General features: G+C 31.6%; 16 protein-coding genes and 1 pseudogene. 10 read left to right on the top strand and 7 right to left on the bottom strand.

Annotated elements, in window-relative coordinates:
- Positions 1–15: 15 nt before the first annotated feature.
- Positions 16–405 carry a GNAT family N-acetyltransferase gene (locus KA830_RS11950; protein WP_433973560.1) on the top strand — a complete coding sequence of 130 codons (390 nt, stop codon included), beginning with the start codon at positions 16–18 and terminating at the stop codon, positions 403–405.
- Between the two features lie 40 nt (positions 406–445).
- Here the strand turns inward: KA830_RS11950 and KA830_RS11955 are convergent, their stop codons facing one another.
- Positions 446–1,120: an IS6-like element IS257 family transposase gene (locus tag KA830_RS11955; protein ID WP_001105987.1), complete on the bottom strand. Its 675-nt coding sequence runs from the start codon at positions 1,118–1,120 to the stop codon at positions 446–448.
- 178 nt (positions 1,121–1,298) lie between these two features.
- Here KA830_RS11955 and KA830_RS11960 point away from each other — a divergent pair, with 178 nt between their 5' ends.
- The 5 genes from KA830_RS11960 to KA830_RS11980 all read left to right on the top strand — a co-directional run bounded on the left by KA830_RS11960 (position 1,299) and on the right by KA830_RS11980 (position 5,047).
- A complete protein-coding gene (locus tag KA830_RS11960; RefSeq protein ID WP_096811256.1) occupies positions 1,299–2,198 on the top strand; it encodes a ParA family protein in 900 nt (299 codons plus the stop codon).
- On the top strand, positions 2,188–2,496 hold the full coding sequence (locus KA830_RS11965) for a hypothetical protein (RefSeq protein ID WP_096811255.1): 309 nt from the start codon (positions 2,188–2,190) through the stop codon (positions 2,494–2,496). Before KA830_RS11960 ends, KA830_RS11965 begins: the two co-directional genes overlap by 11 nt.
- Before the next feature lie 142 nt (positions 2,497–2,638).
- The gene (locus KA830_RS11970) at positions 2,639–2,821 is read left to right on the top strand and encodes a hypothetical protein (RefSeq protein WP_096811254.1); all 183 of its coding nucleotides are present in this window, start codon (positions 2,639–2,641) and stop codon (positions 2,819–2,821) included.
- A gap of 69 nt (positions 2,822–2,890) precedes the next feature.
- Positions 2,891–3,157: a hypothetical protein gene (locus KA830_RS11975; RefSeq protein ID WP_031896216.1), complete on the top strand. Its 267-nt coding sequence runs from the start codon at positions 2,891–2,893 to the stop codon at positions 3,155–3,157.
- Positions 3,158–3,682: 525 nt separating this feature from the next.
- On the top strand, positions 3,683–5,047 hold the full coding sequence (locus KA830_RS11980) for an FAD-dependent oxidoreductase (RefSeq protein WP_096811253.1): 1,365 nt from the start codon (positions 3,683–3,685) through the stop codon (positions 5,045–5,047).
- Between the two features lie 396 nt (positions 5,048–5,443).
- Here KA830_RS11980 and KA830_RS13740 read toward each other — a convergent pair.
- The 5 genes and pseudogenes from KA830_RS13740 to cstA form a co-directional block, all read right to left on the bottom strand.
- Positions 5,444–5,533 (bottom strand): annotated as a pseudogene (locus tag KA830_RS13740) (recombinase family protein); the annotation flags it as partial.
- 129 nt (positions 5,534–5,662) lie between these two features.
- Positions 5,663–6,241 (bottom strand): recombinase family protein, encoded by a 579-nt coding sequence (locus KA830_RS11985; RefSeq protein ID WP_210134261.1) that lies wholly within the window; start codon positions 6,239–6,241, stop codon positions 5,663–5,665.
- A 172-nt stretch (positions 6,242–6,413) separates the two neighbouring features.
- Positions 6,414–7,607 carry a type II sulfide:quinone oxidoreductase Sqr gene (gene sqr / locus KA830_RS11990; RefSeq protein WP_119536035.1) on the bottom strand — a complete coding sequence of 398 codons (1,194 nt, stop codon included), beginning with the start codon at positions 7,605–7,607 and terminating at the stop codon, positions 6,414–6,416.
- 17 nt (positions 7,608–7,624) lie between these two features.
- On the bottom strand, positions 7,625–8,959 hold the full coding sequence (gene cstB / locus KA830_RS11995; RefSeq protein WP_210134262.1) for a persulfide dioxygenase-sulfurtransferase CstB: 1,335 nt from the start codon (positions 8,957–8,959) through the stop codon (positions 7,625–7,627).
- A 30-nt stretch (positions 8,960–8,989) separates the two neighbouring features.
- On the bottom strand, positions 8,990–10,057 hold the full coding sequence (gene cstA / locus KA830_RS12000) for a persulfide response sulfurtransferase CstA (RefSeq protein WP_210134263.1): 1,068 nt from the start codon (positions 10,055–10,057) through the stop codon (positions 8,990–8,992).
- 137 nt (positions 10,058–10,194) lie between these two features.
- On the opposite strand from cstA, the gene cstR reads away from it, so the two are divergent.
- The 4 genes from cstR (at position 10,195) to KA830_RS12020 (ending at position 12,403) form a co-directional block, all read left to right on the top strand.
- On the top strand, positions 10,195–10,455 hold the full coding sequence (gene cstR / locus KA830_RS12005) for a persulfide-sensing transcriptional repressor CstR (protein ID WP_002510747.1): 261 nt from the start codon (positions 10,195–10,197) through the stop codon (positions 10,453–10,455).
- Complete coding sequence (locus tag KA830_RS12010) at positions 10,455–11,210, top strand: sulfite exporter TauE/SafE family protein (protein ID WP_210134264.1); 756 nt, start codon at positions 10,455–10,457, stop codon at positions 11,208–11,210. Before cstR ends, KA830_RS12010 begins: the two co-directional genes overlap by 1 nt.
- 215 nt (positions 11,211–11,425) lie before the next feature.
- Positions 11,426–12,100, top strand: coding sequence for an IS6-like element IS257 family transposase (locus KA830_RS12015; protein ID WP_210134265.1), 675 nt, complete (start codon positions 11,426–11,428; stop codon positions 12,098–12,100).
- A gap of 108 nt (positions 12,101–12,208) precedes the next feature.
- A complete protein-coding gene (locus KA830_RS12020) occupies positions 12,209–12,403 on the top strand; it encodes a hypothetical protein (RefSeq protein ID WP_210134266.1) in 195 nt (64 codons plus the stop codon).
- Between the two features lie 118 nt (positions 12,404–12,521).
- Here the strand turns inward: KA830_RS12020 and KA830_RS12025 are convergent, their stop codons facing one another.
- The gene (locus KA830_RS12025) at positions 12,522–13,418 is read right to left on the bottom strand and encodes a glycerophosphodiester phosphodiesterase (RefSeq protein ID WP_210134267.1); all 897 of its coding nucleotides are present in this window, start codon (positions 13,416–13,418) and stop codon (positions 12,522–12,524) included.
- Positions 13,419–13,528: the final 110 nt, after the last annotated feature.

Here is a 13,528-nt window from a genome sequence, read left to right on the forward strand (position 1 = left end):
CACAGGAGTCTGGACTTGACTGAGTTTATGGAAGAAGTTTTAATTGATGATAATATGGTTTTTGATATTGATAATTTAAAAGGATTTCTTAATGATACCAGTTCATTTGGGTTTATAGCTAAAGAAAATAATAAAATTATAGGATTTGCATATTGCTATACACTTTTAAGACCTGATGGAAAAACAATGTTTTATTTACACTCAATAGGAATGTTACCTAACTATCAAGACAAAGGTTATGGTTCAAAATTATTATCTTTTATTAAGGAATATTCTAAAGAGATTGGTTGTTCTGAAATGTTTTTAATAACTGATAAAGGTAATCCTAGAGCTTGCCATGTATATGAAAAATTAGGTGGTAAAAATGATTATAAAGATGAAATAGTAGGTTCTGTTGCAAAGTAAAAAATATAGCTAACCACTAATTTATCATGTCAGTGTTCGCTTAACTTGCTAGCATGATGCTAATTTCGTGGCATGGCGAAAATCCGTAGATCTGAAGAGACCTGCGGTTCTTTTTATATAGAGCGTAAATACATTCAATACCTTTTAAAGTATTCTTTGCTGTATTGATACTTTGATACCTTGTCTTTCTTACTTTAATATGACGGTGATCTTGCTCAATGAGGTTATTCAGATATTTCGATGTACAATGACAGTCAGGTTTAAGTTTAAAAGCTTTAATTACTTTAGCCATTGCTACCTTCGTTGAAGGTGCCTGATCTGTAATTACCTTTTGAGGTTTACCAAATTGTTTAATGAGACGTTTGATAAACGCATATGCCGAATGATTATCTCGTTGCTTACGCAACCAAATATCTAATGTATGTCCCTCTGCATCAATGGCACGATATAAATAACTCCATTTTCCTTTTATTTTGATGTACGTCTCATCAATACGCCATTTGTAATAAGCTTTTTTATGCTTTTTCTTCCAAATTTGATATAAAATTGGGGCATATTCTTGAACCCAACGGTAGACCGTTGAATGATGAACGTTTACACCACGTTCCCTTAATATTTCAGATATATCACGATAACTCAATGCATATCTTAGATAGTAGCCAACGGCTACAGTGATAACATCCTTGTTAAATTGTTTATATCTGAAATAGTTCATACAGAAGACTCCTTTTTGTTAAAATTATACTATAAATTCAACTTTGCAACAGAACCGCTTATAGTATATACTACAAATGTAAATTACACAAATGTAATTAACACATGTGTAATTTACATTTGTGTAATTTACACATGCGTGATATCATATAACTATATTCAAAAGGAGGGATATAGTTATGACAGAAGTAGTATCTATAAATAACTTTAAAGGTGGTGTATCAAAAACATCATCAACTGCTGGAATTGCTTATGTATTATCTGAAATTAAAAAGAAAAAAGTATTAGTTGTTGATTTAGACCCTCAAGCAGATGTTACTGATCTACTATTAAAAACATTTAAAGAAAACAATAACAGTTTATTAAATGAGATAATGAATTCTAATAATATTGAAAGTATTTTAGATGAAAAAGAAGATGAAATACTAGATTTACTTTTAAGAAAATCAACGGATATAAACGAAAATGATTTGTACCATACGTTGAAAGAGCAAAAACATTTAAGTGAATCAATAATAGAATTGAGTAATAATTTATCAATAGTACCATCGGATTTTAATATGATTGGTTATCCATATTTATTAGAAGATTTAAAACTCAATAGAATTGATGGTGCAAAATACTTCGATAGCTTCTTAGAAGAAGTAAAAGAGGATTATGATTTCATATTAATAGATACACCACCTACATTATCTGATTTTGCTAATAGTGGAATTTATTCATGTGATTATAGTTTGATTGTTGTACAAACTCATGTAAGAAGTTTTAATGCAGTAGAAAAACTTATAAGTCATTTATCTGATTTTCGAGATTTACATGATAATGATTTTGATATAGTTGGAATTTTACCAGTTATGTTTAAAAATCAAGGTAAGATAGATAGCTTTATTATAAAACTACTTAAACATGTGTATGGAAACTATGTATTTGAAAATAAAGTGATGCAAAGAGAAAGAGTTAAATTTTGGGATGCAATAGGTATTCAAAATGAAGATATGCATGATAGAAATGTACTTACAATGTATGAGAATATTGCAGATGAATTACTAGAGAAAATGAGGGATCGTAATGGAAAATAAAGAAGATAGCTTGTTAGATAAAAAAAGAAATAGAACTAGCAATTACGAAAATACAATGTTAGATACTTCTGAAAGATATAGTGTTTTACCTACTCATAGTTTAAGAGTGAAAGGTACTATTCATAGTAAGGCTGTAGCACTAAAAAAAATTGGTCTATATGATAATTTAAATGACGTTTTGGAAGCAGCTTTAGAGAAATTCATTGAAGATTATTCTGATAGTGAAAAACAAGAAATAAGAGAGCAAGAAAAAGAAGAAAATGAACAAAAGTTAAGACGAGTAAAAAACAAAAAATAATGTGTAATTTACACAAATGTAAATTACACAAATAAAAAGCCGTAGGTATTCTTGGCAGACCCTACGACTAAAGCATTTATAAAAATACTTACAATCATAGAATAATTTATAAATGCCTATAAATCAATAGGAGGCGTTTAAAATGATAGAAAACTACGTTGAATGGTTTTGTGAATTTATCAATGTTCCATATGAAACAAATGAAACATTAGAATTATGGATAATTAATAAGAAGCAAAATAGAGAATTTGAAATAGAAATTGTGTCTGTGGTAGAAACCGATACAAAACAATTATCATTATTTGATTTTGAAATTGCTATTTGATACGTGTAAGATACACAAATGTAATTTACACATGTGTAAATTACATTTGTGTAAAATGGAGGTTTGGATATGAACAAAAACTCGTTTGAATTTGCTACAAAGAAACAATATGATTTAGCTGAATCAGTAAAAGAAAGAATAATCAATGATATTAAATATATGAATAATTTAAACGAACTTAATCAAGTAGCAAATACCAATTTTGAAAAGAAAGAATTAATAAAATTCTATAAAGAAAAAGATGATTTTAAATACTTCATTAATCAAAGTAATATAAATACACATGGAGTAGTAGTATCAACATTAATGAAATTAAAAAGGAGTTTTTACAATTAATATAAACTTAGGTTTAATAATTCAAATTATGTTATTAATAATAACGACAGCATTTATAACAGTTTATGTAATAACTGTTATAAAGAATTATGAACAAAATATAGGACTGTTAGCATTAATTATCTTCTTACTCTTATATCAATGGGCTGTTTATTATTAATTCTATAAATGATGATAACGGTCATTATGTTAACTATAAACAAAGGCTTAAACGTTGTTAAATCAACGTTTAAGCCTTTTACTTATGATTATCGTTTATCCATTTTTTATACATCATTGATTTGACACGTTTTCATTTATTTTCATTCTTTAGTATATTGTATAGTTATTCCGTTAGTAAAATAAAAAGCAAATATCCTAAAACGACCGCAATTATAACAATTTTGTTAACACTGCCCATATTACCCTACTCTATTGAATAGAACGCCTTCTGAAGGGTAAATATAAATGTGAAGAAAATTAAATCAGCTTTTAAAATAGATAAAGAAGAGCGGAAATGCTCAACCAAAGGAGGACTTCACTATTATGAAATACGTAGTAGTCGGAACATCACATGCAGGCTATGCTGCAATCGAAACATTATTAATATCAGATCCAGAGGCGGAAATCGAAGTATTTGAAAGTGCCGAGGCACCTTCATTCTTATCTTGCGGTATTCAAAGTTATTTAGAAGATGTTGCACCATCATTACAATCCTTACATTATGCAGATGCAGAATCATTAAAAGAACAAGGCGTGAACTTGCATCTTCAAACAACGGTAACGGATTTAAATACCCAAAATAAAACCGTGACTATTAGAAAAGATGGCCATACTTCAGAAGTCTCTTACGATAAATTATTCTTAAGTCCAGGTGCTGTACCAAACGAACTACCAATCAATGGTATCAACGACTACAATAATGTCTTATTTATGCGTGGTGAAGATTGGGCTGGCAAAATCAAAGAACGCATACAACATGCGAAGAAAGCCATTGTAGTCGGCGGCGGTTATATCGGTATCGAAGCAGCCGAAGCCTTTACCAAAGCCGGCATCGATACAACACTTATGGATGACCACGATCGTATTATCAACACTTATTTAGATAAAGAATTTACAGATATTCTAGAGAAAAACATTGCCGAACACGGCTTAAAATTTAAAGGAAATGCGAGCGTTAAAGCCTTGAAAGCAGACGATAACAACAATGTTACAGCCGTAGTCACAGATGACGGCGAATACGAAGCAGATACAGTATTATTTGCTGTCGGCGTTAAACCTGCAACAGAATGGTTAGACGGCAAAGTTGAACTCGGCAAAAAAGGCATTATCAAAATCAACGACCGCTTAGAAACATCAGAAAAAGACGTTTATGCAAGTGGCGACGCAACGCTTATTCCATTCGCGCCTATCAACGAAGACCGCTATATTGCACTTGCAACTAACTCTCGTCGTCAAGGTTACGTAGCAGCACGCAACATGGCAGGCAAAGACATGAAGATGCCACGCGTTTCAGGCACATCTGGTCTTTCTTTATTCGATTACAAATTCGGTCAAACAGGCGTACATGAAACAGAAAAAGACAGTTACGACGGCAACTTAGGAGCAAAATATATCGAAGTACCTGTGCGTCCTAAATTCCGTCAAGACGATACAACAGTTCACCTTAAAATCATATTCGATGAAGATACACATCGCATTCTAGGCGGACAAATTATGAGTACGGAAGACTTAGTAGAATCTATCAACACACTATCGGTTGCAGTCAATGCAGGCTGGACATTAGAAGAACTCGCATTAGTCGACTTCTTCTTCCAACCAGACTTTAACCGTCCATGGAACTACTTGAACATCCTAGCACAACGCGCATTAGGCGACGATGTCTTCCCTAAAGACAAACAACTCTTCTAAACCCTTACGGACAAAAAAAGGTGCGTCTCTCCTCGAGAAGAGACGCACCTTTTTAATGATCTCAATATTATTTTAAAGAGACTCCAATCCTTTGAGAGCATATAAAAGAATCGATAAGTCTGCATATCCACTTATCGATTCTTACTTTATTTAGAGATACATTTCTTTAATGTGGCGAGTTTGATTAACCTTCTTTTCTTTTTCCAATTCTTCACGATTTGCTTGATTTCACTAGTAGCTTTTTTCATTTTTAAAATTTTAAATACCTTTATTTTGAAATTTAAGGGGTATTTTAAAGATTTAGAGGCAATTTTATATAAGCTCTTAAAACGCAAATATGAGTCAAATAATTGTATTTTAAGTACATCAACTAAAATTTGAGACAAACCAGTGAGTAATTTTTTCAATATTAAATATTTTTAAATTTTCTAGTTGTTTTTCTAAACTTTGATTAAGTGATGATACTCTCGCATAGCCAACAATCATTGATTTCCACCTCGAAATTAATATACACCCTAACCATACGTTCTAGTTACTATAACTTCAATAACTACATCTGTATGATTAGGGTATATCCTGTCTGATTCTTAGCTTTCTTAAAACATAGTAATATTTTTATTTACCTTTATTTTCTTGGTTATTTAACTTATTGAGATAACGATAGATTGTTGTACGTGAAACTTTCCATTGCTCTGCAATAGTTTTAATTGGTGTTCCATTATCATAAAGTGTTTTAAGTAAAGTCAAATCTTGTTTATTTAATTTTTCTGGTCGACCTCCATAGCGTCCTCTAGCACGAGCTGCAATTCGCCCCGCTGAAGAACGTTCTAAAATTAAATTCCGTTCAAATTCTGCAAATGCTGCGAATAGATGAAATAATAATTGCCCTGTAGAACTTGATTTATCCATCGTTATATTTTCTTCTAAACTATGGAAACTTACACCTTGTTCGTTAAGCTCATTAACTAATGTAATTAAATCTTCCATATTACGTCCTAGTCTATCTAATCTCCAAACAACAATCGTATCTCCTGACCTCGCAAATTCAATTGCTTTATCTAAACCAGGTCTTTTACTTTTTGAACCACTCATATGGTCGTTAAATATCTTTTCACAACCATATGCATTTAATCGATCCTCCTGTAAATTTAAATTTTGTAATCCAGTTGAAACTCTTGCATAACCTATTTTCAAAATACAAACCTCCTATATACACCTTCAGTGTACCATAACTTAATTATAAGGTCTTTTGTGAACATAGATTTTTTGTTGGGTTTATGAACACAGAAATATATGTGATACTCACTTATTTCGACATAAAAAGAGAGTGTACAGAAAATGGTTATTTTCTGTACACTCTTGTTATTTACATAAGACCCTTTAACATACCGTACCAATACATTTTAGGTAACAAATCTTTTTTGAAAATATACATACTTCTTCGTTCTTTTGCCTGGTTAAAAGGCAATGTTTCTTTTGGTTTTTTATTATAATCAAACTCGGCAAGTATTAATTTATTGTACCCGGTAACGATAGGGCACGAAGTATAACCATCATAATGATGCGTCAACATTTCATTATCCATTACTTGCAATAGGTTATTCACAACTATAGGCGCTTGTTTACGAATTGCTGCTCCTGTTTTGGAAGTAGGTGCATTTGAAGCATCACCAAGCCCAAATATGTTAGAGTAGCTTTTATGCTGTAATGTGGTTGGGTTAACATCTACCCAACCATCACTATCTGAAAGTGTACTTTCTTTAAGTACACCTATGGGACCCATGGGTGGTGTTACATGTAACATTTCATAATCTATTGTCTTTCTATCGTCTGTTTTAATGTGTTCAAATGTAGCCTCTTTTTTGTCTCCGTCAATTTCAACAAGATTATAATTATAATTGACAATTATATCCCTTTCTTCAACAATTTTCTCTAATTCTTTATTATATTTGCCTACGTCAAATAAAGCATCTTTTGGCGTTTCGTATATCACATTAGCATTAGAACGGATATTATGTTTTCTAAAATAATCTTCAGCTAAATACATAATTTTCATAGGTGCGCCTCCACATTTGATAGGCGTATTAGGATGCGTGAAAATCGCGTTCCCTTGTTTAAATTTAGAAATTTGTCTCCAAGTTTCGCGAACATAGTTAGGTGAATAGTTAGAACAAACACCATTTTTACCTATATTCTCTTTTAATCCTTTAATAGAAGACCAATTAATCTGTAATCCAGGGGCTACCACTAAAAATTCGTAACTAACGACCGAATTATCTCCTAAAATAATGCTATTGTTTTCAGGTTGAAAGCTTGAAACAGCATTTTTTATCCATTGAACACCTTCAGGCATAACACTTTTCATATCTTTACGAGAACTTTTTAAACTCGATACCCCAGCACCAACCAAAGTCCATAACGGTTGATAATAATGATATTCAGCCGGGTCTATAATTGCTATTTTTCCTTTTAAGCTTTGATTTTTTCTTAATAGTCTTGATGCCACGGTAATACCTGCTGTACCGCCACCTACAATAACAATTTGATAATACTTACTCATTTTTCCACACCCTTAAATTATTTTAATGATTCTGGAAAATCTTGATAGCCTTCTCTAATATTCACGACATTTTCAAATCCTTTATTTTCTAAGATACCCACTGCGATTGAACTTCTAACACCTGACTGACAATGTACGTATATTTTATCCTCTTTATTAAATGGAATATTTTCATTTAATAATTTACCATGCGGAATATTGACTGCTTGATCTAAGTGCCCATTATTCCACTCTTCTTCATTACGTACGTCGAGTACATTTGCTTCTTCACCAGTAATATCAGCGCTGTGGATGGATTGTGTTAGAATTTCTGATTTTGGTAAACGATAGCCTGCTACATTATCAAAACCAATTAATTGTAAAGTATGCGTTGCTTGTTCAACTGTAGATTTATCTCCGATTAAATCTACATCTTTTTCAAAATCTAAATACCAACCGATCTGGTTAATAAAGTTTTTGTTATAAGGAATATTGATTGTTCCTTGTGTATGTCCACCGTGAAAGGCTTCTTTGCTACGAAGATCAAATGCTATTCTTTCATTATCTAAACTAGGATAAACGTTGTATGGTTGATACATTTTCATACCAAACTGATTAATTTTTTTCATCTGTGCAAAGTGATGGGGTGGCGCTGGTTGATTTGATGTTAATGTTTCAACAAATTTAGATTCATCTGTTACATTAAATGCCCAGTTATTAATTTTTTCGTAACCTAGCGTAGACATTGGTATGGCACCTAATGCTTTACCACAAGGACTTCCAGCACCGTGTCCAGGCCATATTTGAATATAATCTGGTAAATTTTTAACACCTTCTATAGATTGGTACATCTGTTTTGCACCAATCTCTGTAGTACCTTCCATTTGTACTGATTTTTCTAGTAAATCAGGTCTACCGATATCACCAACAAAAATAAAGTCACCACTAAATAAACCCATTGGAACACTTGAGCCGCCACCTTCATCCGTGAGTAAGAAACTAATACTCTCAGGGGTATGACCAGGTGTATGCAATACTTCTAATTTAATGTTACCTACATGAATAATATCTTGATGTTTAACAAAATGTGTTTGTTCTGGCATATTACGATAACTTAATTCATCGTCACCTTCTCCAGATACATATACGTTTGCATTTAATTGTTCTGCCACATCTCTAATTCCAGAAGCAAAATCAGCGTGAATATGTGTTTCTGCAGCTTGTGTAATTGTAAAACCTTCACTATCTGCAACTTCCAAATATTTTGTTAAGTCACGTACAGGATCAATTATTATTGCCTCTCCTGTGCGTTGACAGCCAACTAAATAAGATGCTTGAGATAAATTGTTATCGTAAAATTGTTTGAAAAACATATAAAGAACTCCTTATTTTGATAGATTTAATTAAATAAATAAATTATGACTCGCGTTTTCAGTATCACCTATATAAGTGCCTACACCGCCGTACTCAACTTCATCTCTTAATTCTTCTTTTGTAATGCCCATGACATCCATGCTCATGGTACATGCGATTAATTTAATATCTTGAGCTATCGCTTGATTAATGAGTGATGGTAATGAATCAACGTTTTTCTTTTTCATTACGTAGCGCATCATAATATTACCTAAACCGAACATATTCATTTTAGAGAGTGGCATTTTCAAAGGTGTTTTTGGCAACATAAAATCAAACATTTTTGCGATACCTTTCTTTTTAACGTTAACTGTTTGCGCTTTTTTCAACGCGTTAAGTCCCCAAAACGTAAAGAAAATAGTTACGTCTCTGCCTGCAGCCTTAGCGCCATTCGCAATAATCATTGCTGCCACTGCTTTATCTAACTCACCACTAAATAGCACAATTGTAGTACCTTTGGCAGTATGGTTCACTTCCAAGTCTTTTGGTTTTTCTTTTTGAATAATGGCATTAATTCCATGATTACCTTCATCCAGTTTAACTAACGTATGTCCTGTTTGTTTGACCCAGCTTTTAATGTCACTAAGGAATCCAGGATCTGTGACTGTAACCTCTATTTGCTCGCCTACTTCAATATTTTTCACTTCTTTACTGATGTTTACAATTGGACCTGGACATTGAAGACCACTATAGTTAAATTGTTTACGCTCTGCTTTAATTGCTACATTAGTATTTTCTTCGAATGTATTATCATCGTCGTTTTTTGCTTCATACGCTTTATAGCCACCGTCTAAATTAACAATGTCGTAGCCTTGTTCAGCTAAATATTCGCTCGCTTTAGCACTTCTGGTACCACTTTTACAGTGTACAAAATAGGTTGTGTTTTTATCTTTATTGAACGATTCAATCTTATCTACAGGATGTAATGTCGCACCATTTATGTGTGCAAGCTCATATTCTTCTTGTGTTCTAACGTCAATCAGTTGACCTTGTGCGCCTAATTTTTCTAATTCTTGTTTACTGAAATTATTGATATGCTTTTCGTTATATTGTTTCATAGTAACCTCCTAATAAATACCTATAAGGGTATCTTAACTAATCATTTATATTATGTCAAATACCATATGGGGTATTTGACATTTTTGCTTTTATCGCTTATTATGACTTTATTCAATTAAAAGTGGAGGAAATAACTATGAATTATGATAAAAAAATGATTAATCGTATTAATAGAATACAAGGACAACTCAATGGCGTTATTAAAATGATGGAAGAAGAAAAAGATTGTAAAGATGTCATTACTCAAATCAGTGCATCAAAAAGTTCAATCCAACGTTTGATGGGAATTATCATTAGTGAAAATTTAATAGAATGTGTAAAAGCAGCAGAGGATAATGGTGAAAATTCTGAAGAATTGATTAATGAAGCCGTTAACTTATTGGTAAAAAGTAAATAATGGATATTTCAACTGTTATTATAATGTTACTTATTGGGGTGTTCGGGGGCTTTATTTCGGGCCTAGTAGGTATCGGTGGTGCTATCATTATTTATCCGGCCATTTTATTATTACCACCACTATTTGGCGTTCCTGCATACAGTGCATACATCGCATCAGGACTTACTTCCAGTCAAGTCTTTTTCAGTACTTTAAGTGGGTCATTAAAAGCGCGAAAAAAAACAGAATTCTCCCCACCATTAGTTATTTATATGAGTGGAGGTATGATTACAGGGAGCATGTTAGGCGCACTCCTAGCAAATTTATTTAATGCTGCATTTGTAAATACGATATATATTATCATTGCTTTACTCGCATTAATTTTAATGTTTATTAACGTAAAACCGAATTTAAATCAGTCTTCCTTTAACAAACCATTATTAGTTATGGTTGGTCTTTTCGTTGGTATCATTTCAGGTATAGTTGGAGCAGGCGGCGCTTTTATTATTATTCCTATATTGCTAGTTTTATTCAAATTACCAATGAATACGGTAGTTGCTAATAGTATAGTAATTGCTTTTATATCTTCAATTGGCGCCTTTATCATTAAACTTATACAAGGTTACATTCCTTTAGAAGATGCGTTATTTTTAATAATAGGGAGTATTATTTTCGCTCCGTTAGGTTTAAAATTAGGTAAAAAAGTCCCTAGTTTTTTACAAAAGTGGATCATCAGTATTTTAATTATTATTGCAATTATTCAAATTGTTTTATAAATAAGAAAGAGAAGTACAACTAATATTAGTTGTACTTCTCTTTCTTATTTATAAAGTTAAAACATTCTCATATAGCAAGTAAAATAACAGTTGCGATAATTTCAACAACTTAATTTGTATGATTAGGGTGTACCTTAAAAATACATAAACACAATTTCTGGTTCTGTTGCAAAGTTGAATTTATAGTATAATTTTAACAAAAAGGAGTCTTCTGTATGAACTATTTCAGATATAAACAATTTAACAAGGATGTTATCACTGTAGCCGTTGGCTACTATCTAAGATATGCATTGAGTTATCGTGATATATCTGAAATATTAAGGGAACGTGGTGTAAACGTTCATCATTCAACAGTCTACCGTTGGGTTCAAGAATATGCTCCAATTTTATATCAAATTTGGAAGAAAAAGCATAAAAAAGCTTATTACAAATGGCGTATTGATGAGACGTACATCAAAATAAAAGGAAAATGGAGTTATTTATATCGTGCCATTGATGCAGAGAGACATACATTAGATATTTGGTTGCGTAAGCAACGAGATAATCATTCAGCATATGCGTTTATCAAACGTCTCATTAAACAATTTGGTAAACCTCATAAGGTAATTACAGATCAGGCACCTTCAACGAAGGTAGCAATAGCTAAAGTAATTAAAGCTTTTAAACTTAAACCTGACTGTCATTGTACATCGAAATATCTGAATAACCTCATTGAGCAAGATCACCGTCATATTAAAGTAAGAAAGACAAGGTATCAAAGTATCAATACAGCAAAGAATACTTTAAAAGGTATTGAATGTATTTACGCTCTATATAAAAAGAACCGCAGGTCTCTTCAGATCTACGGATTTTCGCCATGCCACGAAATTAGCATCATGCTAGCAAGTTAAGCGAACACTGACATGATAAATTAGTGGTTAGCTATATTTTTTACTTTGCAACAGAACCTGAAGTTTTATGTCGCATTTAAAAGAATTAAAAATTTTGTGTGTATAGAGGTGTTACACTCTCAAAATAAAATATTGCTTTATGGAAAAGTGAATTTAGATGATATTAAATTAGAAGAAGGCTTTACTCGCGATGTAACTAATATCGGTCATTATGGGACTGGAAATTTATCTATCACTATAAAAGATAATAACGATTTTGAAAAAGCAAAACCTTATATTTTAGAAAGTTACAATAATAATTAATTATTTAAAAACGATCAAAAATTAATACTGTTTAAAATAAGTCACGAACTGCAATTTCTCACAAGAAAAACTCTCTTCATTATGAAGAGAGTTTTTTTAATACTATATAATTAATGATTCATTTTAAATTGATATATTTATCAATATAATTAGAAAATACGCCATCAACTCCAATATTTAACATTTGTTGCATGTCTTTTTCAGTATTCACAGTATAAGGATGTACTTTCAAATTATAATTATGCAATTTCTGTACCATTTGTTCATCTAAATCACTGTAATCTGGCCCTACCCCTATAGCATATGATGAAATGAATTTTAGATCTTCAGAGGTAAACGTTGACAATTTATTTTCATCTACTAATTGGACTAATGGGATTTGATTATTCATATTTGCAACTTTTAATAAACTTTCTTGTGAAAATGATTGAATGACAACTTGACCTTTATTTAATTTTTGATCACTTAATAAATTGTGTTTTTCTAAACTATGTAACAGTTTCTCTTCCATTCCTGGATAAACATCTGGTGATTTCGTTTCTATATAATAGTTGGCATTATCGCCATAACGGTCTAGTATTTCTTCTAAAGTAGGGATTTTTGCCCCTTTATATTCTTTTTTGGCATATTTTGGATATTTTTTATTAAACCAACTTCCAACGTCCATTTGTTTTAACTCTTTGGTAGTATAATCTTCAACTCTTCCTTTATGACCTGTAGTACGTTCAACATCTTCATCATGCATTGCAATCAAATTACCATCTTTAGTCATTTGTAAATCTAACTCAATATAATCTGCATTGAATTCTTTATGAGCTTTATCATAAGCATAAAATGTGTGTTCAGGAGCATAACCACTAGCTCCGCGATGTGCTATTGAAACATTATTATCTAAAATATTTTTATTAACCTTATCTTTTGAAGAAGAAAAACCACTCGCACTGACAATACTAGTATTGAAAGATGTAAAAATCACAAAAATACATAATAAATAAAACATTCTTTTTATATTCATTCTCTTTTCATCTCCTTAAATATTTTCATTTAGCTTAGCAAAATAAAATTGTATTGACAACGCTTACTTATTTACTTAAACTCGATTTGCAATTACTTTTCGTAAATATT

It is taken from the genome of Staphylococcus sp. GDY8P119P, from assembly GCF_017892075.1.
GTDB lineage: Bacteria > Bacillota > Bacilli > Staphylococcales > Staphylococcaceae > Staphylococcus > Staphylococcus ureilyticus.

Coding starts and splice junctions, on each gene's coding strand:
- KA830_RS11955 (WP_001105987.1), bottom strand. CDS start 1,120: ATGAACTATTTCAGATATAAACAATTTAACAAGGATGTTATCACTGTA.
- KA830_RS11960 (WP_096811256.1), top strand. CDS start 1,299: ATGACAGAAGTAGTATCTATAAATAACTTTAAAGGTGGTGTATCAAAA.
- KA830_RS11965 (WP_096811255.1), top strand. CDS start 2,188: ATGGAAAATAAAGAAGATAGCTTGTTAGATAAAAAAAGAAATAGAACT.
- KA830_RS11970 (WP_096811254.1), top strand. CDS start 2,639: ATGATAGAAAACTACGTTGAATGGTTTTGTGAATTTATCAATGTTCCA.
- KA830_RS11975 (WP_031896216.1), top strand. CDS start 2,891: ATGAACAAAAACTCGTTTGAATTTGCTACAAAGAAACAATATGATTTA.
- KA830_RS11980 (WP_096811253.1), top strand. CDS start 3,683: ATGAAATACGTAGTAGTCGGAACATCACATGCAGGCTATGCTGCAATC.
- sqr (WP_119536035.1), bottom strand. CDS start 7,607: ATGAGTAAGTATTATCAAATTGTTATTGTAGGTGGCGGTACAGCAGGT.
- cstB (WP_210134262.1), bottom strand. CDS start 8,959: ATGTTTTTCAAACAATTTTACGATAACAATTTATCTCAAGCATCTTAT.
- cstA (WP_210134263.1), bottom strand. CDS start 10,057: ATGAAACAATATAACGAAAAGCATATCAATAATTTCAGTAAACAAGAA.
- cstR (WP_002510747.1), top strand. CDS start 10,195: ATGAATTATGATAAAAAAATGATTAATCGTATTAATAGAATACAAGGA.
- KA830_RS12010 (WP_210134264.1), top strand. CDS start 10,455: ATGGATATTTCAACTGTTATTATAATGTTACTTATTGGGGTGTTCGGG.
- KA830_RS12015 (WP_210134265.1), top strand. CDS start 11,426: ATGAACTATTTCAGATATAAACAATTTAACAAGGATGTTATCACTGTA.
- KA830_RS12025 (WP_210134267.1), bottom strand. CDS start 13,418: ATGAATATAAAAAGAATGTTTTATTTATTATGTATTTTTGTGATTTTT.